The organism is Cryobacterium sp. TmT2-59, assembly GCF_004403545.1.
Classification (GTDB): Bacteria; Actinomycetota; Actinomycetes; order Actinomycetales; family Microbacteriaceae; genus Cryobacterium; species Cryobacterium shii.
The window spans coordinates 38,598-58,432 of the sequence record NZ_SOGM01000021.1 but is presented as its reverse complement, the minus strand read 5'-3'; the positions used below and the strand labels follow the sequence as shown (position 1 = coordinate 58,432).

Annotated in this window: 23 protein-coding genes; 4 read left to right on the top strand and 19 right to left on the bottom strand. The window is 69.0% G+C overall.

Annotated features, from left to right (window positions below):
• The first annotated feature begins 23 nt into the window (after positions 1–23).
• Entirely contained in the window at positions 24–1,067 is a 1,044-nt protein-coding gene (locus E3T24_RS03905; RefSeq protein WP_134403034.1) for a hypothetical protein, read from the top strand.
• Positions 1,068–1,086: 19 nt separating this feature from the next.
• On the opposite strand, the gene E3T24_RS03900 is transcribed toward E3T24_RS03905, so the two are convergent.
• From E3T24_RS03900 to E3T24_RS03830, 15 genes are all read right to left on the bottom strand, one after another.
• Positions 1,087–3,087: a cytochrome c oxidase assembly protein gene (locus E3T24_RS03900; RefSeq protein WP_241976059.1), complete on the bottom strand. Its 2,001-nt coding sequence runs from the start codon at positions 3,085–3,087 to the stop codon at positions 1,087–1,089.
• Positions 3,088–3,216: 129 nt separating this feature from the next.
• A complete protein-coding gene (locus E3T24_RS03895; RefSeq protein WP_066598601.1) occupies positions 3,217–3,504 on the bottom strand; it encodes an HU family DNA-binding protein in 288 nt (95 codons plus the stop codon).
• A 289-nt stretch (positions 3,505–3,793) separates the two neighbouring features.
• Positions 3,794–4,099 (bottom strand): 30S ribosomal protein S14, encoded by a 306-nt coding sequence (gene rpsN / locus E3T24_RS03890; RefSeq protein WP_134364793.1) that lies wholly within the window; start codon positions 4,097–4,099, stop codon positions 3,794–3,796.
• A 2-nt stretch (positions 4,100–4,101) separates the two neighbouring features.
• Complete coding sequence (gene rpmG, locus E3T24_RS03885) at positions 4,102–4,269, bottom strand: 50S ribosomal protein L33 (RefSeq protein ID WP_104099752.1); 168 nt, start codon at positions 4,267–4,269, stop codon at positions 4,102–4,104.
• A complete protein-coding gene (rpmB, locus tag E3T24_RS03880) occupies positions 4,269–4,505 on the bottom strand; it encodes a 50S ribosomal protein L28 (protein WP_104099753.1) in 237 nt (78 codons plus the stop codon). Before rpmB ends, rpmG begins: the two co-directional genes overlap by 1 nt.
• A gap of 250 nt (positions 4,506–4,755) precedes the next feature.
• A complete protein-coding gene (locus E3T24_RS03875; protein ID WP_134365329.1) occupies positions 4,756–5,190 on the bottom strand; it encodes a transcriptional repressor in 435 nt (144 codons plus the stop codon).
• On the bottom strand, positions 5,187–5,993 hold the full coding sequence (locus E3T24_RS03870; RefSeq protein WP_134365330.1) for a metal ABC transporter permease: 807 nt from the start codon (positions 5,991–5,993) through the stop codon (positions 5,187–5,189). Before E3T24_RS03870 ends, E3T24_RS03875 begins: the two co-directional genes overlap by 4 nt.
• On the bottom strand, positions 5,993–6,862 hold the full coding sequence (locus E3T24_RS03865; protein WP_241976055.1) for a metal ABC transporter permease: 870 nt from the start codon (positions 6,860–6,862) through the stop codon (positions 5,993–5,995). Before E3T24_RS03865 ends, E3T24_RS03870 begins: the two co-directional genes overlap by 1 nt.
• 1 nt (position 6,863) lies before the next feature.
• On the bottom strand, positions 6,864–7,655 hold the full coding sequence (locus E3T24_RS03860) for a metal ABC transporter ATP-binding protein (RefSeq protein WP_134365331.1): 792 nt from the start codon (positions 7,653–7,655) through the stop codon (positions 6,864–6,866).
• A 7-nt stretch (positions 7,656–7,662) separates the two neighbouring features.
• Positions 7,663–8,622, bottom strand: a complete 960-nt coding sequence (locus tag E3T24_RS03855) for a zinc ABC transporter substrate-binding protein (protein WP_198415947.1) — start codon at positions 8,620–8,622, stop codon at positions 7,663–7,665.
• Between the two features lie 106 nt (positions 8,623–8,728).
• The gene (locus E3T24_RS03850) at positions 8,729–9,487 is read right to left on the bottom strand and encodes a VIT1/CCC1 transporter family protein (RefSeq protein ID WP_134365332.1); all 759 of its coding nucleotides are present in this window, start codon (positions 9,485–9,487) and stop codon (positions 8,729–8,731) included.
• Positions 9,488–9,593: 106 nt separating this feature from the next.
• Positions 9,594–10,970: a dihydrolipoamide acetyltransferase family protein gene (locus tag E3T24_RS03845; protein WP_134365333.1), complete on the bottom strand. Its 1,377-nt coding sequence runs from the start codon at positions 10,968–10,970 to the stop codon at positions 9,594–9,596.
• A 124-nt stretch (positions 10,971–11,094) separates the two neighbouring features.
• Entirely contained in the window at positions 11,095–12,054 is a 960-nt protein-coding gene (locus E3T24_RS03840; protein ID WP_241978613.1) for an alpha-ketoacid dehydrogenase subunit beta, read from the bottom strand.
• Positions 12,055–12,143: 89 nt separating this feature from the next.
• On the bottom strand, positions 12,144–13,271 hold the full coding sequence (locus tag E3T24_RS03835) for a thiamine pyrophosphate-dependent dehydrogenase E1 component subunit alpha (RefSeq protein ID WP_134403033.1): 1,128 nt from the start codon (positions 13,269–13,271) through the stop codon (positions 12,144–12,146).
• Positions 13,272–13,275: 4 nt separating this feature from the next.
• A complete protein-coding gene (locus tag E3T24_RS03830; protein ID WP_134365335.1) occupies positions 13,276–14,379 on the bottom strand; it encodes a histidinol-phosphate transaminase in 1,104 nt (367 codons plus the stop codon).
• Positions 14,380–14,485: 106 nt separating this feature from the next.
• Here E3T24_RS03830 and E3T24_RS03825 point away from each other — a divergent pair, with 106 nt between their 5' ends.
• The gene (locus tag E3T24_RS03825; protein WP_134365336.1) at positions 14,486–14,878 is read left to right on the top strand and encodes a phage holin family protein; all 393 of its coding nucleotides are present in this window, start codon (positions 14,486–14,488) and stop codon (positions 14,876–14,878) included.
• Positions 14,879–14,910: 32 nt separating this feature from the next.
• Here the strand turns inward: E3T24_RS03825 and E3T24_RS03820 are convergent, their stop codons facing one another.
• Entirely contained in the window at positions 14,911–16,449 is a 1,539-nt protein-coding gene (locus E3T24_RS03820; RefSeq protein WP_134434308.1) for a hypothetical protein, read from the bottom strand.
• Positions 16,446–16,766, bottom strand: coding sequence for a hypothetical protein (locus E3T24_RS03815; RefSeq protein WP_134365338.1), 321 nt, complete (start codon positions 16,764–16,766; stop codon positions 16,446–16,448). Before E3T24_RS03815 ends, E3T24_RS03820 begins: the two co-directional genes overlap by 4 nt.
• A gap of 146 nt (positions 16,767–16,912) precedes the next feature.
• Here E3T24_RS03815 and E3T24_RS03810 point away from each other — a divergent pair, with 146 nt between their 5' ends.
• Positions 16,913–17,440, top strand: a complete 528-nt coding sequence (locus E3T24_RS03810; protein WP_134365339.1) for a low molecular weight protein-tyrosine-phosphatase — start codon at positions 16,913–16,915, stop codon at positions 17,438–17,440.
• Positions 17,437–18,819 carry an adenylosuccinate lyase gene (gene purB, locus E3T24_RS03805; protein WP_134365340.1) on the top strand — a complete coding sequence of 461 codons (1,383 nt, stop codon included), beginning with the start codon at positions 17,437–17,439 and terminating at the stop codon, positions 18,817–18,819. Before E3T24_RS03810 ends, purB begins: the two co-directional genes overlap by 4 nt.
• Positions 18,820–18,885: 66 nt before the next feature.
• Here purB and E3T24_RS03800 read toward each other — a convergent pair whose 3' ends face one another.
• Positions 18,886–19,152, bottom strand: coding sequence for a hypothetical protein (locus E3T24_RS03800; RefSeq protein ID WP_134365341.1), 267 nt, complete (start codon positions 19,150–19,152; stop codon positions 18,886–18,888).
• A complete protein-coding gene (locus E3T24_RS03795) occupies positions 19,149–19,748 on the bottom strand; it encodes a DUF308 domain-containing protein (protein WP_134365342.1) in 600 nt (199 codons plus the stop codon). Before E3T24_RS03795 ends, E3T24_RS03800 begins: the two co-directional genes overlap by 4 nt.
• Between the last annotated feature and the right edge of the window lie 87 nt (positions 19,749–19,835).

Here is a 19,835-nt window from a genome sequence, read left to right as displayed (position 1 = left end):
GATGCGCGCCGTAGGATGAGGGAGTGAGCAACCGGGACGGCAGGCGCCGGCGAAACCAGCGGCGCGCCGTCGTGGCCGTGGTCCTCGTGTCCGCCCTGCTCGGCGCGGCCCTGGTCGCCACGATCGGTTCGCTCAACCGGGACTTGTACAGCGCGAGCGGATTCGTGCGGCAGTACCTCGATGCGCTCGCGCGGCAGGATGTCTCGAGCGCGCTGATGCTGCCCGGGGTCACGCCCACCGACGACCAGCTCGAGGCGGCGGATCTGCCGCAGGACCTCCCCCGGACGCTGCTGCGGCCCTCCGTGCTGGGCGAGCTCACCGACATCCGTCTCACCGGGGACAGCGAGACCGCGCAGGACCGGCACACGGTCGTCTACGGCTTCCGCCTCGACGGCGAACCCGCGCAGATGACGTTCCAGGTGGCGCACACGGGCACGTTCTTCGGCGTCTTCGACAGCTGGCGGTTCGAGACCAGCCCCCTGGCCGTGCTGCAGGTGACCGTGCTGCACGAGGCGACGTTCTCCATCGACCAGCTCACCCTCGACGCGCGCGCCCACGCCGCGAAGGGCGCCCCCGCCGCATTCTCCAATCAGGCCGCCTACCTCGCCTTCGCGCCGGCGCGCTACACGATGGGCCACACGTCCGCCCTGCTTTCGTCGCCGCCGCAGACCGTGACCGTGACCGCATCCGGCACCACGGACGTCACCATCGACGCCCAGCCCAACGAACAGTTCGTGACCCAGGTGCAGGACGAGCTGGACAGCTTCCTGAACGCCTGCACCACCCAGCAGGTGTTGCAGCCGTCGGGGTGCCCCTTCGGCATCGAAATCAACGACCGGGTCACCGAACCGCCGCTCTGGTCGATCGCCGAGTACCCGCAGGTCACCCTGACGGGCGGCGACTCCACCTTCGAGATGCCCGAAACCCCGGGCCAGGCTCACATCGTGGTCGAGGTGCAGTCCCTGTTCGACGGCGAGGTCGAGACCCGCGACGAGGATGTGCCCCTGTCGGTCGCGATCAGCGTGACGGTCAACCCGGACGGCTCGCTCGCGCTCCAGCTGCACTGACGTCGGTCGCGCCCTGCCGCTACTCCGCGCGGTCGCGGTCGCGGGCGGCGAGCCGGGCCAGCTGCGCGTTGTATTGAGTGAGCTCGGCGTCGTGGGTGCGGTCGGCGTTGCGGTCCTTGCGACGGGTCTCCTTCTCGTCACTGTGGCTCCACTGGATAGCCACCGCGATGGCCAGGGCGATGGTCGGGATCTCGCCGACGCTCCAGGCGATCCCACCGCCCATCTGCTGGTCCGCGATGCCGCTGAGGCCCCAGTCACGCCCCATCGCGCCGTACCAGTCCGCCAGGAGCAGCCCGGTTCCGGTCATCATCGTCACCCCGAAGAAGGCGTGGAACGCCATGGTTCCCAGTAGCAGGAGCAGGCGGCCGGCGTAGGGCAGGCGGTAGGGCACCGGGTCGATGCCGATCAGTGACTGAACGAACAGGTAGCCGGTGATCAGGAAGTGCACCACCATCCACTCGTGGCCGATGTGATCGGTGGTCGCCCAGCTGAACAGCGACGAGTAGTAGAAGACCCACAGCGACCCGGCGAAGAGGGCAGCGGCGACCAGCGGATTGGCCAGGATGCCCGCGTACCGTGAGTGCACGGCGAGAAGGATCCACTCGCGCGGACCGCGGCTGCCGTCCTGCCGCTTGCGGATCGCGCGGGCGGCGAGCGTCACCGGCGCCCCCGGCACCAGGAACACCGGCACCAGCATGGTCAGGGCCATGTGCATAAGCATGTGCGAGGAGAACAGGTACTGCGCGTAGAGGTTCGCCCCGCCGTTGGTGATGTAGAAGAGGACGAGCATGCCGGTCACCCACAGCACTGTGCGGAACACCGGCCACTGGTCACCGCGGCGGCGCAGGCGGGCCACCCCGGCGACGTAGAAGAAGATCCCGAAGGCGCAGAACAGCACCCAGGCCAGGTCGAAGCTCCACTCGGTGAAGTAGCGACCGAAGGTGAGTTCGGGCGGCAGGAGCTCGCCGGTTAGGATTTGGGCGGGCGTCGACGTGGGCACCTGGGTCGCCGTGACCTGCGCCACCGGGGTCGCCGTCTTCGCGAGAGCGGCCGCCACGCCGGAGGCCAACCCCATGAACCCGAGCTCGGCCACGACGAGCCACCAGAACCAGCGACCGGCGTGCGGCCTCCCGGCCTGCTCGGAGCGTTGCATCCGTCGGATCAGGGTTCGGCGCTGCACGGCGCCGAAGACGCCCAGCGCGGTGAGGGCGAAGACCTTGACCAGCACCAGGATGCCGTACGGCGTGAACAAGCGTTCCCAGGTGCCCAGCCGCAGTTCCGCGCCGACGTAGCCCGAGGCCGCGACCACGATGAAGCTGACCAGGGCGAGCGTGGAGTACCGGTCGATGACCACATCGATGCGGCCGCCGGCCAGCTGCTTGCGGAGCACGATGATGGTGAGCAGGCCGCCCAACCAGATCGCGGCGAAGACGAGGTGCAGCCCCAGCGCCGTGATGGCGATATTGTGTCCCTCGGCGCCGGCCGCGTGCCCCTGCAGCGCCATCGGCACGAGAGCGCCCACCGCGAGGACCGTGACGAAGACGAGCCCGGTCTGGGAGCGCACCGCGAAGCAGAGCACGGTGACGGCGGCCGCGATCAGGGTGGTGCCCAGCCACGCCTGGCCGATTTCGATGTCGCTGAAGAATTGTCCGGCGGTCGCGCTGAACCGGTCGTCGAAGCTGAGCGGGATGGTCGTCACCTGCAGGAAGGTGAAGAAGCCGGTCAGGGCGGATGCAACGGTGAAGACCGCTGCGGAGCCGGAGGCGAAGTCGATCGCCGTGTTGTACTCGGGCTCACGCGGGCTCAGCGCGAAGACGGTGAGCACGAGGGCACCGATGGTTCCCGCCGCGGAGACGTTCACCAGCAGTTTGGCCAGGGGAAGGCCCCAGCGCACGACCGGCCCGGGATCGGCCAGCAGTTGGGCGGCCGAGCCGCCGCCGTAGGCCAGGGCCACGAGCGTCGCAAGCATGGCGACCAGCAGGAGTACTGCCGGACCGGAAATACGTACGAGACGAGGCACCGACTAAGCCTAACCTCGTGGGCCGCGCCGTGACTCCCCCGCGGTCGTCGCCCCCCATCATGACAGGGGGCCGTTAAAAGCAAACAGGGCGTCGACCGAAGTCGACGCCCTGCCCTCTTGGGGCGAAACCTACTTGGCGGCAGCCTTGAGCTTGCTGCCGGCGGTCAGCTTGACGCGGTGGCCGGCGGCGATGGCGATCTCTTCGCCGGTCTGCGGGTTGCGGCCGGTGCGCGCTGCGGTTGCGGTGCGCTCGACTCCGAGCCAGCCTGGGATGGTGACCTTGCCGTCGTTCGCGACGGTGTCAGCGAGAGTTGCAAAGAAAGCGTTCAGAACGCCGTCGACTGCAGCCTGGCTCTGGCCAGAGTCTGCGGCAACCTTGGCAACGAGCTCGGTCTTGTTCAGCGACTTGTCAGCCATTGAGTGTCCTCCTCGGACCTTTGTCTGTAAAAACAGGTATTCACGTATGTCGGGCGACGCTTCGAAAAGCGCCTCCGTTGGCCGGTTGGACCGGGTTGAATCTAGCAGAGTTCCCCGGAATTCCGCGGATTTACGGCGTTTCGAGGCGGTTTGCCCCTCCGGAACGGCCCCATTTCCGCTCTACGCGAAAAATGAGACAAAAAAAGAGAAGACGCCGACCGAAGTCGAAATCTTCTCTTTTTTCCGGAACCGGAGGTTCCGAATGACCGACTAGGCGGTCACGCGCGCTCTACCAACTGGACTTGGTGATGCCGGGCAGTTCGCCGCGGTGAGCCATGTCGCGGAAACGAACGCGCGAGATACCGAACTTGCTGAGGTGTCCACGGGGACGGCCGTCAACCGCGTCGCGGTTGCGCAGGCGAACCGGCGACGCGTTGCGGGGAAGCTTCTGCAGGCCGAGGCGAGCTGCTTCACGCGACTCGTCGGTGCCGGCCGGGTCAACGAGGGCCTTCTTGAGCTCAAGGCGCTTCGCTGCGTAGCGCTCGACGATAACCTTGCGCTGGTTGTTCTTGGCAATCATGCTCTTCTTCGCCATTTTTAGCGCTCCTCACGGAAGTCAACGTGCTTGCGCACTACGGGGTCGTACTTCTTGAGCACGAGACGGTCGGGGTCGTTGCGACGGTTCTTCTTGGTCACGTACGTGTAACCGGTTCCAGCCGTCGAACGGAGCTTGATGATCGGGCGGACGTCATGCTGCTTGGCCATTAGATTTTCTCCCCACGGGCGAGAAGGTCCTTGACGACCGACTCGATGCCACGAGCGTCGATGACCTTGATGCCCTTGACGGACAGGGTCAGCGTGACGTTACGGCGAAGCGACGGTACGTAGTACTTCTTGGTCTGAACGTTCGGGTCGAAACGACGCTTGGTGCGTCGGTGCGAGTGTGAAATGTTGTGTCCGAAGCCAGGAACGGCTCCGGTCACCTGGCAAGTAGCTGCCATGGTTCTCCTCCAATACCGAAGGGCGAATGCCCTTCCCAAGATCTCTTGTCGGCTGGCACGACGACATTCCCGCGAAGGCGGAAGCGAGGCGAACCAGCAGTGCACGCACAGATATGCGCAGCAGCGTCCAACACTACGCGCTGCTCTCCCCCGGCGCAAACTCAACCAATTCGACGGAGATTCTGCCATTTTTGGCGCTGAAGCCGGGAAAACAGGGTTGTGGGAGCAGAATCTCCGTCGAATTCGTTCGCTACTCGAGGACTGGGGCGGGGGGTGCGGCGGGAGGTGAGACGGCGGGGGCGGCGGCGGTGCAGGCGGCGCAGAGGCCGAAGACGTCGACCACGTGGGCGGCCTGGGTGAACCCGTTCTCGGCGGCGACGTTCTTCGCCCAGGTCTCGACGGCATCCGCTTCGATCTCGACCGTGAGGCCGCAATTGCGGCAGATCAGGTGGTGATGGTGGTCGGTCGTGCTGCAGGCGCGGTACAGGCCCTCGCCCTCGGGCGACTGCAGGGAATCGGCTTCACCCTCGAGGGCCAGGTCGGCGAGCGCCCGGTACACCGTGGCCAGACCGATCGGTGACCCGGTCGCGTGCAGGTTGGAGTGGAGCCCCTGTGCGCTGACGAATCCCTCGGCCGCGCCCAGCGCCGTGCGCACGGCCTCCCGCTGCCAGGTGTTCCGCTTCATAGTCTCAACCGTAACGGGGCCCGGACGAGCCGGCGACCGCCCAGGGCGAGCACGAAGAACGCCGCCGCGGTGAGGGCGATCGCGGGTCCGGCGGCGACGTCGATCGCCCGGGACAGGAGCACACCGACGAGCCCGGCCACCGCACCCAGCACCGGTGCGACGACCAGGATCTGGGTGGTGGTGCGCACGACCAGCCGGGCGGCGGCGGCGGGTGCCGCGATCAGAGCGATCGCGAGGATCGCGCCGACGGCCGGCATCGCCGTGACCACGGTTGCCGTGATGAGGGCCAGGGTGAGCAGCTCGATCGGCCATTCCCGGTAGCCGGCCGCGCGGAATCCGTTCGAGTCGAACGTGGAGAACAGGATTTCCTTGCCCAGGAAGAGCATCACCGCCACGGCCGCGACCAGCACCGAAAAGGCCAGGATCAGGTCGCCGGTGGTGACGGTCAGGATGGACCCCACGAGATAGGAGTCCACCTGCACCGGCAGCGACGGGTTGAGCGCCTGCAGGAGCACGCCGAGCGCGAAGCCGGCGGTGAGCAGGATGCCGGAGGCCACCTGGCTGCCCTGACGCTTCACCCGCCCGATCAGGGTCATGATTCCCACGATCAGGATGCTCGCCAGCGCGGCGCCGAGCGGGATGCTGATGCCGAGGATCGTGGCGGCGACCGCGCCGGGGAAGGTCGCGTGGGTGAGGGCCTGCGCGAAGAACGTCCGCCGGCGGAGCACGACGAGCGCGCCGACCAGGCCGGAAAGGGCGCCGATCCCGGCCGCCGCCAGGAGGGCCTTCTCGAAGTAGCCCATCAGCGGGCGACCCTGGGCCGCCGCAGCCCGTCGACGGCCAGGCGCAGCAGCAGCACGATGGCGTAGCCGGCGACGAGCACCAGCACGACGGTCGCCCCGCTGGGCAGGTCGATCCCGGACTGCACGGAGGCCTGGAAGCCGAGGGCCAGGCCCAGCCAGGAGCCCAGGGCCGCGAACCCGGCCGCGATCGGGAACAGGAGCCACAGCCGCGCCGTGACCAGCCGCGCTACGGCGCCCGGAACGATCAGCACGGCCAGCACGAGCAGGTTGCCGACGGCGCTGGAGGCCGCGACCACGACGAACGCGATGGCCACGTTGAGCACGAGGTCGAGCGCCAGCGGTCGGTACCCGTAGGCGGCGAAGCCGACCCGGTCGAATGCCCGGAACACCTCTTCCTTCAATGTGAAGGCGACCAGGAGCAGGGCGATGCCGCAGATGACGACCGTCTGGATGACCTCGATCGGGCTGACCGTGAGCAGTCGGCCGAACAGGAGCTGTTCCAGCTGCCCGACGTAGTTCGTCTCGCGCGAGACCAGGATCACGCCGACGCTGAACATCGCGGTGAAGACGATGGCGATCGCGGCATCCGAACTCACCGACCGGCGCACGATCAGGGTGAGCACGACCGCGGCGAAGAGCGCGGCGACCATTGCTCCGGCGAACAGTCCGTCACGCCCGCCCCAGACGAATCCGATGGCGATGCCGGGGAAGACGGCGTGCGTCAGCCCGTCGCTGATGAATTCGAGTCCCCGCAGGTTGACGAGCACACCGACCACGCCGGCCACGAGGCTGAGCGCGCCCAGCACCACGAGCGCCCGCGTCATGAACGGCAGGGCGAACGCGTCGACGAGCGGGTTCAGGAGCTCCACGTCAGTGTCCCGAGTGGTCCGGCAGGACGACGGTGTGCTCGTCGAGCTCCACGCCGACCTCGTGGAAGGTGCGCTGCACGTTCTCCAGGCTCAGCACCGACTCGCGGGGGCCGAACGCCACCTGCGTGCCGTTGAGCAGCAGGACCTCTTCACAGACTTCGCGGGCAAGCTGCAGGTCATGGGTGGAGACGAGCACGGCCACCCCCTCCTCCTTCAGCCGTTTCACGGTGCCGACGAGGGCGTCCCGGTTCTGCTGGTCGAGGCCGTTGAACGGCTCGTCGAGCAGCAGCAGCCGCGGGCCGGACGCCACGGCCCGCGCGAGCAGGCCGCGCTGCTGCTGGCCGCCGGACAGCTCGCCGAACCGGGTCTTCGCGCGCTGGGTGAGCCCGACGGCGTCCAGGGCCCGGGCAACGGCCTCGCGGTCACGCTTGCCGGGCAGGCGCAGCCAGCCCAGGGTGCGGTAGCGCCCCATCAGGACCACCTGCTCCAGGGTCACCGGGAACTGGGGATCGAGGTCGCCGGCCTGGGGCACGTAGCCGATCGAGCCGACCGGGGCCGTCGGTTCGCCGAGCACCTCCACGGTGCCGCTCACCCGCTGCACCAGGCCGAGGATGCCCTTGAGCAACGTGGACTTGCCTGAGCCGTTCGGCCCGATCAGGGCAACGGCCTCGCCCGCCCGCAGGTCGAAGGTGATGCCCTCGAGTGCCGGCAGGTGGCCGTACGAGAAGGCGGCCCCCACCACTCTGAGGGCCAGGGGGGCGCCGGCCCGCACTTGAGAAGGGTTCTCGTTCACAGATCAACTATCGCAGGTCTGCGGGAACCGCGGTGGGCGTGGCCCCCCAGGACTCCAGGATCAGGGTGACGTTGTGCACCTGGGAGTCGATGTACGTGGCGCCGTCGCTGCCCTTTGCGCCGAGCGAGTCGCTAAACAGCGCCTCCTCCCCCGAGTACACGGCGACGCCCGCCTCTGTGGCGATGGTGTCGGCGGCCTTCGGGCTGATCGACGCCTCGGAGAAGACGGCTTTCACCCCCGTGGCCCTGATGTCGGCGACGAGCTTGTCGATCGCAGCGGCGCTGGGCTCGGCATTGTCGTCGAAGCTCGGGATGATGGAACCGACGAACGTGATGCCGTAGGCCTCGGTGAAGTAGGTGAACGCGTCGTGGTTGCTCACGAGCAGGCGCTCCGCCGCGGGAACGGCGTCGATATTGGTGCGGATCCAGGTGTCGAGTTCGGCCAGTCGGCCCCGGTAGGCTGCCGCATTCGCAGCGAAGTCCGCGGCCTGGTCGACACTCGCGGCACCGAGGCCGTCGGCGATGGTCTGCACCATGGTCTCCGCGTTGGACACGTCGGTCCAGATGTGCGGGTTGCCGGATTTCTCGGTGCCGCCGAGGACCTCGACTCCCGTCGCTGCGGTGATGGTCACGCCGTCGAATCCGCTGGCGCTGATCGCGTCGGAGAGCCACTCCTCGAGTCCGACGCCGTTGATCACGAGAACATCGGCTGCTCCGAGGGCGGTCAGGTCAGCCACCGAAGGGTCGAAGCTGTGCGCGCTCTGGTTGGGCAGGATGAGCTGGGTGACCGAGACGCCGACGGTGTCGCCGACGACATTGCGAGTGAAATCGGCCACCTGCGTGGTCGTCGCGACCACCTGGAGGTCGTCGGCAGCGCCGGAATCAACTCCCCCGGTCGGAGCGCAGCCGGCCAGGAGCAGAGCGGTCGCGGCCGCAAGCACAGGGAGGACGAATCGCTTCTTGATCACGGTTCAAGGCTAGGCCTATTGATAATGATTGTCAAAACCATTAGGTGCGCGCCGCGCGAGAGGTGACCCGGGACCTTTTCGGGGGTCAGGACGGGGCGGGGCCGGTTTAGACGATGCCCGACGTGCCGAGCAGGGAACCGATCAGGAAGGTGACGACCAGAGCCGCGGCCCCGCCGAGCACGACCCGGATGGTCGCGCGGAGCTTCGGGCTGCCGCCGAGGTGGGCGCCGGTCATGCCGAGCGCCGCGAGGGCGATGAGCACGGCACCGAAGGTGATCGGAATGCGCACGCTCTCGGGCAGGAGCAGGATTGCCAGGAACGGAAGCAACGCGCCGAGGGTGAAGGCCGCGGCCGAGACCCAGGCGGCGTGCCAGGCGCTGACGACGTCGTCCTCGGCGATGTTGTGCTCGGCGAGCAGGTGGGCACGCACGGGATCGATCGCCGTGAATTCCACGGCGACCTGCCGGGCCGTGGCGGGGGCGAGTCCCTGCTTTTCGTAGAGTTCCGCGAGTTCCTGCAGTTCGCCTTCGGGGTCGATACTGAGCTCGCGCTTCTCGCGCTCGATCAGGGTGCGCTGGCTGTCACTCTGACTGCTGACCGAGACGTATTCGCCGAGGGCCATGGAGATGGCCCCACCGACGAGGCCGGCGGTGCCTGCCGCCGCGATGGCGGCGGTGGAGCCGGTCGCCCCGGCCACACCGACGACGAGGGCCGCAACGGAGACGATGCCGTCGTTGGCGCCGAGCACCCCGGCACGCAGCCAGTTGAGCCGGCCGGCATGGCTCTCGGTGCGCTTCGGTTCGGCGGCGGCAACAGCAACCGAGGGACTGAGGGAAGCGATTCCAGCGGACGTGAGTGAGGTCATAACGAATATCAGAACACAAGCCGGCATCCCCCGCCAGCGTGGAAAGCCTTACCTCACCGGCGAGCAAAAGAACTGGTGAGGCAAGGCTTCCCAAATATTCAACCGGCTATTCGAGGAGCAGCGCGGGCTCCTCGATGATGCTGGCGACATCCGCCAGGAACCGGCTCGCGACATCCCCGTCGACGACCCGGTGGTCGAAACTCGCGCCGATCGTGGTCACGAAGCGGGCGCGCACCTCGCCGTCCACCACCCACGGCTTCTGCTTGATCGTGCCGAGGGCGACGATGCCGGCCTCGCCGGAGTTGAGGATGGGGGTGCCCGTGTCCATCCCGAACACGCCGATGTTGGTGATCGTGATCGTGCCGCCCGACATGTCGGCGGGGGTGGTCTTGCCGTCGCGCGCGGTGAGGGTGAGTCGTTCGAGCGCGCCCGCGAGTTCCAGCAGGCTCATGTCCTGGGCCTCCTTGACATTGGGCACGATCAGGCCCCGCGGGGTCGCCGCCGCGATGCCGAGGTTGACGTAGTGCTTGATCACGATTTCCTCGTCGGTGAAGATCGAGTTGACCGTGGGGTTGCGCCGCACCGCCCAGATCATGGCCTTGGCCATGATCAGCAGCGGGGAGACCCGCACGCCGGCGAAGTCGGTGGATGCCTTGAGCCGCTTGACGAATTCCATGGTGCGGGTGGCGTCGACATCGACGAAGAGGCTCACGTGCGGTGCGGTGAACGCGCTGGAGACCATGGCCTGGGCGATGGCCTTGCGCACGCCCTTGACGGCGATGCGCTCCTCGCGGTCGCTCGGCCACTCCGGCGTCTGGATGTTGCGGAAGACGCTGGCCTGGGTGGCGGCGCGCAGCACGTCCTCCCGGGTCACGTCGCCGACCGGGCCGGTCGCCTCGACCAGGGACAGGTCGACTCCGAGATCCTTGGCGAGCTTGCGGATCGGCGGTTTGGCGATGACCGGTCCGGCGGATGCCGCACGCGGGAGCCGGGGAAGGGGCGCCGCCGCGGCGCGCGGGGCGATGACGGGCGGCGGCGCGATCGATTCGTGGGCGACCGGGGTGCTGCCGTGGCGCTTCCGCCGGGTGGGCATGGTCGCGGTGGCACCGCGGCCGACGAGCACGGGGCCGGCCTTCTCGGCCGGTTCGTCGGAGATCGTGGAACCGGCATCCGCTGCCGCGCCGGCCAGCTCGTTCTCATTCGCCCCCGTCGGGGGAGCGGACACCTCGGCATCGGTGCCGGCGTCGGAGACGATGGTGATGATCACGGTTCCGACGTCGACGGTCGTTCCGGGCTGCACCAGGATCTCGCCGACCACGCCGACATAGGGCGACGGGAGTTCGACCAGCGATTTGGCGGTCTCGATCTCGACCAGCACCTGGTTGATCGCGACGGTGTCGCCGGGCGCCACCTTCCACTCGACGATTTCGGCCTCGGTGAGACCCTCGCCGACATCGGGCAGGGTGAATTTCGACACGCTCATGAAGCGAGCTCCTTGCGATTGGTGAGGCGAGAGTGGCCGTTCCGGTCCAGAGTGCCCCGCGGAACGGTCACTCTGGACCGGAAAGGTGACTGCCGGGGGGACTGCGTGGTCATCTCGGGTGGTCTCAGTAGGCGAGGGCGCGGTCGACGGCTTCGAGCACGCGGTCCGGGCTGGGCAGGAAGTGCGTCTCCACGGCGGCCGGCGGGAACGGGGTGTCGAACCCGGAGACCCGCAACACGGGGGCTTCGAGCAGGTAGAACGCCTTCTCCATCACGGTGGCGGCGATCTCCGAGCCGACACTGACGAAGCCGTGGGCCTCCTGCGCGACGACCAGGTGCCCGGTCTTCTCGACCGAGGTGAGGATCGGGCCGTAGTCGATCGGCGAGATCGACCGCAGGTCGATGACCTCGATGCTGGTGCCCTCCTCCGCGGCGAGGTCGGCAGCCTGCAGCAGCACGCTCACCATGGCGCCGTGGCCGACGACAGTGGCATCCGTACCGCTCCGCACCACGCGGCTGGCGTGCAGCGGCGTGCCGCTCTCGGCCAGATTGACTTCGCCCTTGGGCCAGTAGCGGCTCTTGGGCTCGAAGAAGATGACCGGGTCGTCGCTCCGGATGGCTTCCTGCATCATCCAGTACGCGTCGTGGGGGTTCGACGGGCTCACCACGCGCAGTCCCGGCGTGTGCGCGAAGTAGGCCTCCGGGCTCTCCTGGTGGTGCTCGATCGAGCCGATGTGGCCGCCGTAGGGGATGCGGATCACGACGGGCATGATCACTTCACCCTCATGCCGGTTGCGCATGCGCGAGAGCTGGCTGGTGATCTGGTCGAAGCCGGGGAACACGAATCCGTCGAACTGGATCTCGCAGACGGGGCGGTAGCCGCGCAGAGCCAGCCCGATCGCCGTGCCGATGATGCCGGACTCGGCCAGCGGGGTGTCGAGCACGCGCTTGTCGCCGAATTCGGCGAAAAGGCCCTCGGTGACGCGGAAGACCCCGCCGAGCGGGCCGATGTCCTCGCCCATCATCAGGACCTTGGGGTTGTCCCGCATGGCCTGGCGGAGGCCGGCGTTCAGCGCCTTGGTCATCGGCAGGTTGGCCACGGTCGGGGTGCTCGCCGGGGTGCTCGCCGGGGTGCCGGCCGGGGTGCCGGCCGGGCTCATTTCGATCGTGTCGCTCACGCGGCGCCTCCTTCGAAGGATGCTTCGTACCGGGCGAGCCAGGCCTTCTCCTCGTCGATCAGGGGGTGAGGTTCGGCGTAGACGTTGTCGAAGATGACGTTCGTCTCGGGTGAGCGGATGTCCAGGGCCCGGCGGCGCACATCCGCGGCGTGGTCTTCCGCCTCCTCGTCGACGGCGTCGAGGAACTCCTGTTCGACGCCGAGGCCCCGCAGGTAGCTGCGGAACCGCACGATCGGGTCCCGGGCCACCCAGTAGGCGAGCTCCTCCGGGTCGCGGTATTTCGTGGGGTCGTCCGCCGTGGTGTGGGCGCCGACGCGGTAGGTGAGTGCCTCGATCAGGGCCGGACCCTTGCCGGCGCGCGCGTCGTCGAGGTGCTTGGCGGTCACGGCGTAGCTGGCGAGCACGTCATTGCCGTCGATCTGGGTGCCTGGCATGCCGAACCCGCCGGCGCGCAGGTAGAGGGGGGTGCGCGACTGGCGGGTGACCGGCACCGAGATGGCCCAGTGGTTGTTCTGCAGGAAGAACACCTGCGGGGTCTGGTAGCTCGCCGCGAAGACGAGCGCCTCGTTGGCGTCGCCCTGCGACGACGCCCCGTCGCCGTAGTACACGATGACGGCCTGGTCGGTCTCGGGGTTGCCGGTCGCGGTGGCGCCGTCGAGCTGCATGCCCATCGCGTAGCCCGTGGCGTGGAGGGTCTGGGAGGCGAGCACCAGGGTGTACAGGTGGAAGTTACCGTGTTCTTCGGGGGTCCAGCCGCCGAGCGTGACGCCGCGCAGCATCCGCAGGATGTCGACCAGGTCGAGTCCTCGGATCATGCCGACGACGTGCTCCCGGTAGGAGGGGAAGACGTGGTCCTGCGGCCTGGTCGCATGGGCGGAACCGACCTGGGCGGCCTCCTGGCCGTGGCTGGGCACCCAGAGGGCCAGCTGGCCCTGGCGCTGCAGGTTGGCGGCCTCGGTGTCGAATCGGCGGACGACCACCATGTCCCGGTAGAAACGCCGGTAGTCGGCCTCGGTCAGCCGGTCCAGGTAGGGCAGGAATTCGGCGGCGGATTCGCTCGGCGCGAAGACGCCCTCGGGGGAGAGGAGTCGCACCATGGGCGAGGCGTCTTCAGTCGCTGGCATCGTACTAACCTAGCCGCCGGGCCGAGTGTCCCGTTGGTAGATCGTCGACAATGTCTGAGCAGATAGCCAGGAGCTTTTCCACAGATTCTTCCTCGCCGATCGAGATCCGGATGCCCTCCGGGAAGGGGCGCACGATCAGGCCGACCGCCGAAAGCACGTCGGCGATGTCGGTGGTTTCCTCACCGGTGGGCAGCCAGATGAAGTTGCCCTGCGGTGCGGGGATGTTCCAGCCCTGTTCGGTCAGCGCGCGCCAGGCCGCGTCGCGGCGTTCGGTCAGGGTGCGCACCCGCCGCAGCAGCTGGTCGGTGGCGTCAAGTGACGCGATCGCCGCGGCCCCGGCCACACCGGTCACCGACAGCGGGATCGCGGTGGCACGGGCGCCGTCCAGAACGGCGACGGGACCGAGGGCGTAGCCGACGCGGAGGCCGGCCAGGCCGTAGGCCTTGGAGAAGGTGCGCAGCACGACCAGGTTCGGGAACCGCTTCAGGAGCGGCACGCCGTTGACCGCCTCCGGATCGGTGACGAACTCGATATATGCCTCGTCCAGAATGACGAGCAGATCCCTCGGGACGACCGCCATGAAGGCCTCGAACTCGTCGGCGGTGACGATGGTGCCGGTCGGGTTGTTCGGGCTGCAGACGATGACCACGCGGGTGCGCTCGGTGATGCGGGTGGCCATCTCGGGCAGATCGTGACCGTGGTCGTCCCGGTTCGGCACCCGGATGCTCGTGGCCCCGGCGACGGTGACCAGGCTCGGGTAGGCCTCGAACGACCGCCAGGAGTAGAGCACCTCGTCGCCCGGACCCGCGGCGGCGAGGATGAGCTGGGCCAGCAGGGCCACCGATCCCGCCCCGACATGCACCTCGTCGACGCTGCGATCGAAGCGGGCGGCCAGGCGTTCCCGCAGGGCCAGGGCGGAGGCATCCGGGTAGCGGTTGTACGCCGTTTCGGAGTTGACCGCGGCGATGACGCCGGGCAGCGGGTCGAAGGGGTTCTCGTTGCTCGAGAGTTTGAACGCGGTGGTGGCGGCGGCTTGTCCCTGCCGATAGGCCGGCAGTGCGACAATCTCGGGGCGCAGGCGGACCGAGGGCTGGTCTGAAGGGCTCACTCGGCGATTCTACGCCGGAGCATATTCGCGTGGCCGCATAATGCTGGCGACGTTCGGCCCGGTGGCCGGCCCTGCGCATCGCCGGGCGCGGTGCCATCATGGAGGCATGGCCCGATTCCTGCTCAAGCTGACCCTCAATGCCGTCGCCCTGTGGCTCACCACGGTGCTCGTCGCCGGCGTTTCCCTGCAGCCCTATGCGAACGACACCTTCTCCGTGGTCATGAGCTACCTGCTGATCGCGCTCCTGTTCGGTTTCGTCAACGGCGTCGTCGGCACGTTCGTGCGCATCATCGCCTTCCCGCTCTACGTCCTCACCCTGGGCCTGATCTCGCTGATCGTGAACGGCCTCCTGCTGATGCTGGTCGCCTGGTTCACGGACGTGATCGGTTTCGGCCTCGTGATCGAGGACTTCTGGTGGGGCGTGCTCGGCGCCCTGGTACTGGGCATCATCAGCTGGCTGCTGAACCTGGTGTTCCGGCCCGCCAGACCCAGCCGGTAAGACCGTGTGGGCGCCGGCGAGTCGCCCATTGGTCACTCACCGGCCACCCGGATGCCCCGCCACCGGGAGGCCTGTCCCGGTTCCGCGCCGACCACGGTCGCCATGGTTGCCCGAAACTCCTGCAGGCGCGGCTCCGGGGACTCGTCCATCAGCCGCCCGGTGGCCCGATAGGCGGTGAGGGCGTGGGCCGGCAGCGGCTGATCCGGCGGCACCTCCCGCCCCGCGAACACCTCTCGCCGCACGAGCAGGCGATCATCCTCGGCACCCGGCGTGCCGCCCAGCGCCGGGATCAGATCGTCGGAGTGTTCGACCGTCACGGCGTCCACGCCGGGAGGCAGCGTGATCTGGCCGTCGGGCGCCCCGAACGTGGCGACCGCGACCGTGTTGAACTCCCCGGACGCCGCCACCTGCGCGGCGACGAGGCCGCCCTGCGAGTGGCCCACCGGAATCACCGGGTCCGCCGGCCGCACCCCGGCCTCCCGCATGGCCTGCACCACCGCCCGGTAGGAGCCGGAGTCCTGGTCGGCGACGGCGGAGAGGTCGGAGGTGAGGTCCCAGGGCTGTTCCGCGGCGACCGGGCTCCATTCCACCGTGCCGCCGATGTAGACCACCCAGGACGGGCTCTCGGCGCTGCCGTACCGCTCGATGCGCACCTGGGAGCCGTCCTCGGACACCGACGGGATGCGGTCGGCCAGGTCGGCGAACCCGGCGGGCGGAGGCGTCGCCCGGGTCGCGGGCCGCTGCCCGGCCACTCCCGGCCCGCCCAGGGGCACCACCGGCACGGGCACCACCGGCACGGGCACCACCGACACGGGCACCACCGACACCGGCGTCTCCTGGAACAGGCCGAGCGGGCGGGACAGCGCCCGCACCCCCGCCGCCGACGTGGCCACACCGAGCAGGCCGAGGCCCTCGTCCCCGAGCAGGGCGGAGACCGGATAGGGCAGACCCGCGGCTCCGACCGCCGCGTCATCCACCGAGGACACGAGCACCCGCACCGCCGCGACCACGACGGGGTCGGTCAGCGCGCGCGGATTCGCCCGCAACCAGCCAGCCGCCGTCGCCGGGCCGTCGCCGGGCCGCGCCCCGGTGAGCAGGCTGCCGAGCAGGAATCCGGCAGCGCCGCTGGTCAGTGCCGGCAGGGCGGCCAGCGCCAGGAACGGCGCCAGCCGGCCGAGCGTGAATCCCAGCCAGACGCCGCCCGCACGGGCGACGCGCTCGCTCCGCCGTTCCGCCTCGCCGTACCCCTCCGCGGCGGCGATGAGCGAGTCGGCGAGGTGGCGGCTGTGCTCCGCCACCCGGTCGATGGCCCGGCCGACCCCGAAGACGCAGCCGGCCGCTTCGCCGCCCGTCCAGGCCGGGGACGGCGCCGGCGCGGAGTCCAGGGCACGGATGCCCGCCAGCCGCGCCTGCCACCCCTCGGCGTCGGCCTGCAGCGCACGCAGCCACGACGCCTCTGCCAGCAGCACATCCGTGGCCACGAGGGTGGTGCCCCCGCCGGACACGATCAGGGTGGCCGCGGGATCCTCGTCCGCCGCCGGGGTCGCCGGGGTCGCCGGAAGCCCCGTCACGGAGCCCCCGGGGTCCGGGTCGACGCCGCGGCCAGGACGACCTGGACCTCCTCGATCTCCGCCGCCACCGCGGCGAGGGCGTCCTCCAGGTGGCGGGCGGCCCGGTGGAGTTCCCCGGCGAGTTCGCTGCGCCGCTCGGCGTAGCCGCGCTGCGCCGCGGACCGCCAGGACCCGGTCAGGTCGGTCGGCGCCAGGGAGCGGGCGGCGATCTCGACGTCGTCCCGCAGGGCGCGGAGCAGCATCCGTCGTTCCCGGAGCTCGGCCAGGCGAGCCGGCAGGCCGGAGTCGCTGATGAACGTGCCGTCTGAACCGAACACGGCCCTCCTCCCTGCACCCCCGTCGCGACGATGCTGCCAGCGAGCGTGCCACCTCCCGGTGGCCGGGCGGGGTCCACCCGCAAGTTCACGGAATGTACGACCGGCGGACGGCTGTGGAGGGGTGGCGGGTGCAACACAATGGAGGTATGGCTTTCGCGTCGATCACACCGGACGAATCGACGCCGTTCCGGATCGTCTTCGTCTGCACCGGGAACATCTGCCGTTCGCCGATGGCCGAGGTCATGCTGCGTGACCTGGTCACGCGTTCCGGCCTGGGCCGGCTGATCACCACCAGTTCCGCCGGCACCGGTGACTGGCACGTGGGCGAGCAGGCGGACATCCGCACGATCACCGCCCTGGCCAAGCGAGGCTACGACGGGAGCCATCACCGGGCACGCCAGTTCGACCCGGCCTGGTTCGACGACCTCGACCTGGTCGTGGTGCTCGACCGGGGGCAGGAACGGATCCTCCGCAACTGGGCCGCCACCGACCGGGACCGCAGCAAGGTGCGCCTGCTGCTCAGTTTCGACCCGGCCCAGGCCGGCCTGCGGGACGTGCCGGACCCGTACTATTCCGACGATGCATTTTTTGACACGGTTCTTGGCATGATTGAGAGCGCAAATGAAGCGCTCTTCGCGCAACTTGCACCCGCAATCCGACAGGGAGTCCGATGAGTCCGTTACCGCCCCAGGTCCTCAGCCCACTCGATGGCCGCTACCGCGCCGCCGTCACCGAACTGGGGGAGTACCTGTCAGAGGCCGGCCTCAACCGGGCTCGCGTGCAGGTCGAAGTCGAGTGGCTGATCACGCTCACCGACCGCAGCCTGTTCGGTTCCGTGCCGCTGACGCCCGAGCAGAAGTTGTCCCTGCGCGCCCTGGTCACCGACTTCGGCCAGGCCGAGATCGATGAACTCGCCACGCTGGAAGCCACCACCCGGCACGATGTGAAAGCCGTCGAATACCTCGTGCGTCGCCGCCTGACCACGCTCGGACTCGACCACATCAGCGAGCTCACCCACTTCGCCGCCACCAGCGAGGACATCAACAACCTCTCCTACGCACTGACCGTGAGTGACGCCGTGCGTGAGGTCTGGCTGCCCAAGTTCCGCGCCGTGATCGGGGCCCTGCGCCTGCGCGCCCTCGACTACCGGGCCGACTCGATGCTCGCCCACACCCACGGCCAGCCGGCCACGCCCACCACGGTCGGCAAGGAGCTGGCGGTGTTCGTCTACCGTCTCGAGCGCCTGGCGAAGCAGGTCGAGAACAGCGAGTACCTGGGCAAGTTCAGCGGTGCCACCGGCACTTTCGCCGCCCACGTCGCGGCCGATCCCGCCGTCGACTGGCCGGCCGTCTCTCGCGAGTTCGTCGAGGGTCTCGGCCTGACCTGGAACCCGCTGACCACCCAGATCGAGTCCCACGACTGGCAGGCCGAGCTCTACTCGCGCATGTCCCACGTCAACCGGGTGCTGCACAACCTGGCCACGGATGTCTGGACCTACATCTCCCTGGGCTACTTCCGTCAGATCCCGCAGGCCGGAGCCACGGGCTCATCGACCATGCCGCACAAGATCAACCCCATCCGCTTCGAGAACGCCGAAGCGAACCTCGAGCTCTCCAGCGCGATCCTCGACTCGCTCGCGGCAACGCTGGTGACCTCGCGCCTGCAGCGCGACCTGACCGACTCGACCACGCAGCGCAACATCGGCGTCGGTTTCGGGCACTCTCTGCTCGCCCTCGACAACATCGTGCGGGGTCTGGGCGAGATCGACATCGACCGGGACGCCCTGGCCCGGGACCTCGACGCGAACTGGGAGATCCTCGGCGAGGCGATCCAGACCGTCATCCGGGCCGAGGTGTCGGCGGGCCGCTCGTCGATCGAGGATCCGTACGCCCTGCTCAAGGAACTCACCCGCGGCAAGCGCATCAACCGGGACGACCTGGTCGCGTTCGTGACCGGCCTGGAGATCGGCGACGCCGCCAAGGCGCGCCTGCTCGAGCTCACGCCCGCAGGCTACGTGGGCCTCGCGGACCCACTGCTCGACTACCTGCCGTAGCGGGTCGCCGCTCCGCGGGTGGCGTGCCACCCGCGGAGCGGCGCAGCTCCCGCGCGGCGCCGCAGGTCAGGGGTTGAGGTTAAAGCCGTGGGTCTCGCCGTCGGTGTCGGTCTGCTCGGCGCTGTTCGGTTTCATGGCGCGCATCAGCACCAGGATCACTCCGAGCACGACGACGAACGTCACGGCGGTGCCGAACAGCGCGAGCAGCACGTCGCGGGTGCTCATCAGCACCACGAGCCCCAGGAACAGGGCCATCACGCCGGAGAAACCGAAGGTCTCCTTGGGCGTCATCAGCGCGGAGCGGCCGGGCTTGCGCGGGGTGTTCTGGGTCACAGGGTGTCCGAATCGTTGGGTGAGGCCGTGAGCGTGCGGGGATCTGGCGTGGACGCCCACTTGAGGGAGAGCCCCGCGATGACGAGGTAGACGCCCAGCATCACGAGGTACGCGCCGAGCAGACCGACCGACACGACCGGGTTGGGCGGGAGCAGCAGGAAGACCAGTGCGAGCACGGCGGTGAACGCGCCGACCACGAGCCAGTCGCGGTCACCTGGGTCGCGCCGCCGGGCACGGATGCCGCTGTACAGCTCGAGGAAACCGGTCACCGCCGCCCAGACCGTGACGAGGTAGAGGAAGAAGCCGAGCCCGCCGGCGTTGAAGGCCAGCGCGAGCGCGCCGGCCGCCATGCCCACCACGCCCTGCAGGAGGAACAGCGATCGCTCGCGGGCATCCGTGAGAGTGCGGCGGCTCAGCAGGCCGACGGCCACGCCGCTGACCAGCGCGAAGGCGCCGAACACGACCAGGCCGAACTGCGCCGAGTGGTTCGCGTTGAAGGTGATGGCGGCTGCCGGCACGAAGGCGAGTGCGGCGCGCACGATCGGCACGCTCCAGTAGCGGGTACCGACGGAGTGTGATGCCTGGGCGTTGGCCACGCGGCGACCTCTTTCATTGCGGGTTGAAGACTGGCCTAGTCTACGCGGCCGGCCCGATGTGCCCCGATGGGCCCGGCGCCCTCCGCC

Excerpts from the sequence above, each read along its gene's own strand:
- E3T24_RS03895 (WP_066598601.1), bottom strand. The coding sequence starts at position 3,504 with ATGGCTGACAAGTCGCTGAACAAGACCGAGCTCGTTGCCAAGGTTGCC.
- rpsN (WP_134364793.1), bottom strand. The coding sequence starts at position 4,099 with ATGGCGAAGAAGAGCATGATTGCCAAGAACAACCAGCGCAAGGTTATC.
- rpmG (WP_104099752.1), bottom strand. The coding sequence starts at position 4,269 with ATGGCCAAGCAGCATGACGTCCGCCCGATCATCAAGCTCCGTTCGACG.
- rpmB (WP_104099753.1), bottom strand. The coding sequence starts at position 4,505 with ATGGCAGCTACTTGCCAGGTGACCGGAGCCGTTCCTGGCTTCGGACAC.
- E3T24_RS03875 (WP_134365329.1), bottom strand. The coding sequence starts at position 5,190 with ATGAAGCGGAACACCTGGCAGCGGGAGGCCGTGCGCACGGCGCTGGGC.
- E3T24_RS03870 (WP_134365330.1), bottom strand. The coding sequence starts at position 5,993 with ATGGGCTACTTCGAGAAGGCCCTCCTGGCGGCGGCCGGGATCGGCGCC.
- E3T24_RS03850 (WP_134365332.1), bottom strand. The coding sequence starts at position 9,487 with ATGACCTCACTCACGTCCGCTGGAATCGCTTCCCTCAGTCCCTCGGTT.
- E3T24_RS03845 (WP_134365333.1), bottom strand. The coding sequence starts at position 10,970 with ATGAGCGTGTCGAAATTCACCCTGCCCGATGTCGGCGAGGGTCTCACC.
- E3T24_RS03840 (WP_241978613.1), bottom strand. The coding sequence starts at position 12,054 with ATGACCAAGGCGCTGAACGCCGGCCTCCGCCAGGCCATGCGGGACAAC.
- E3T24_RS03835 (WP_134403033.1), bottom strand. The coding sequence starts at position 13,271 with ATGCCAGCGACTGAAGACGCCTCGCCCATGGTGCGACTCCTCTCCCCC.
- E3T24_RS03825 (WP_134365336.1), top strand. The coding sequence starts at position 14,486 with ATGGCCCGATTCCTGCTCAAGCTGACCCTCAATGCCGTCGCCCTGTGG.
- E3T24_RS03810 (WP_134365339.1), top strand. The coding sequence starts at position 16,913 with ATGGCTTTCGCGTCGATCACACCGGACGAATCGACGCCGTTCCGGATC.
- purB (WP_134365340.1), top strand. The coding sequence starts at position 17,437 with ATGAGTCCGTTACCGCCCCAGGTCCTCAGCCCACTCGATGGCCGCTAC.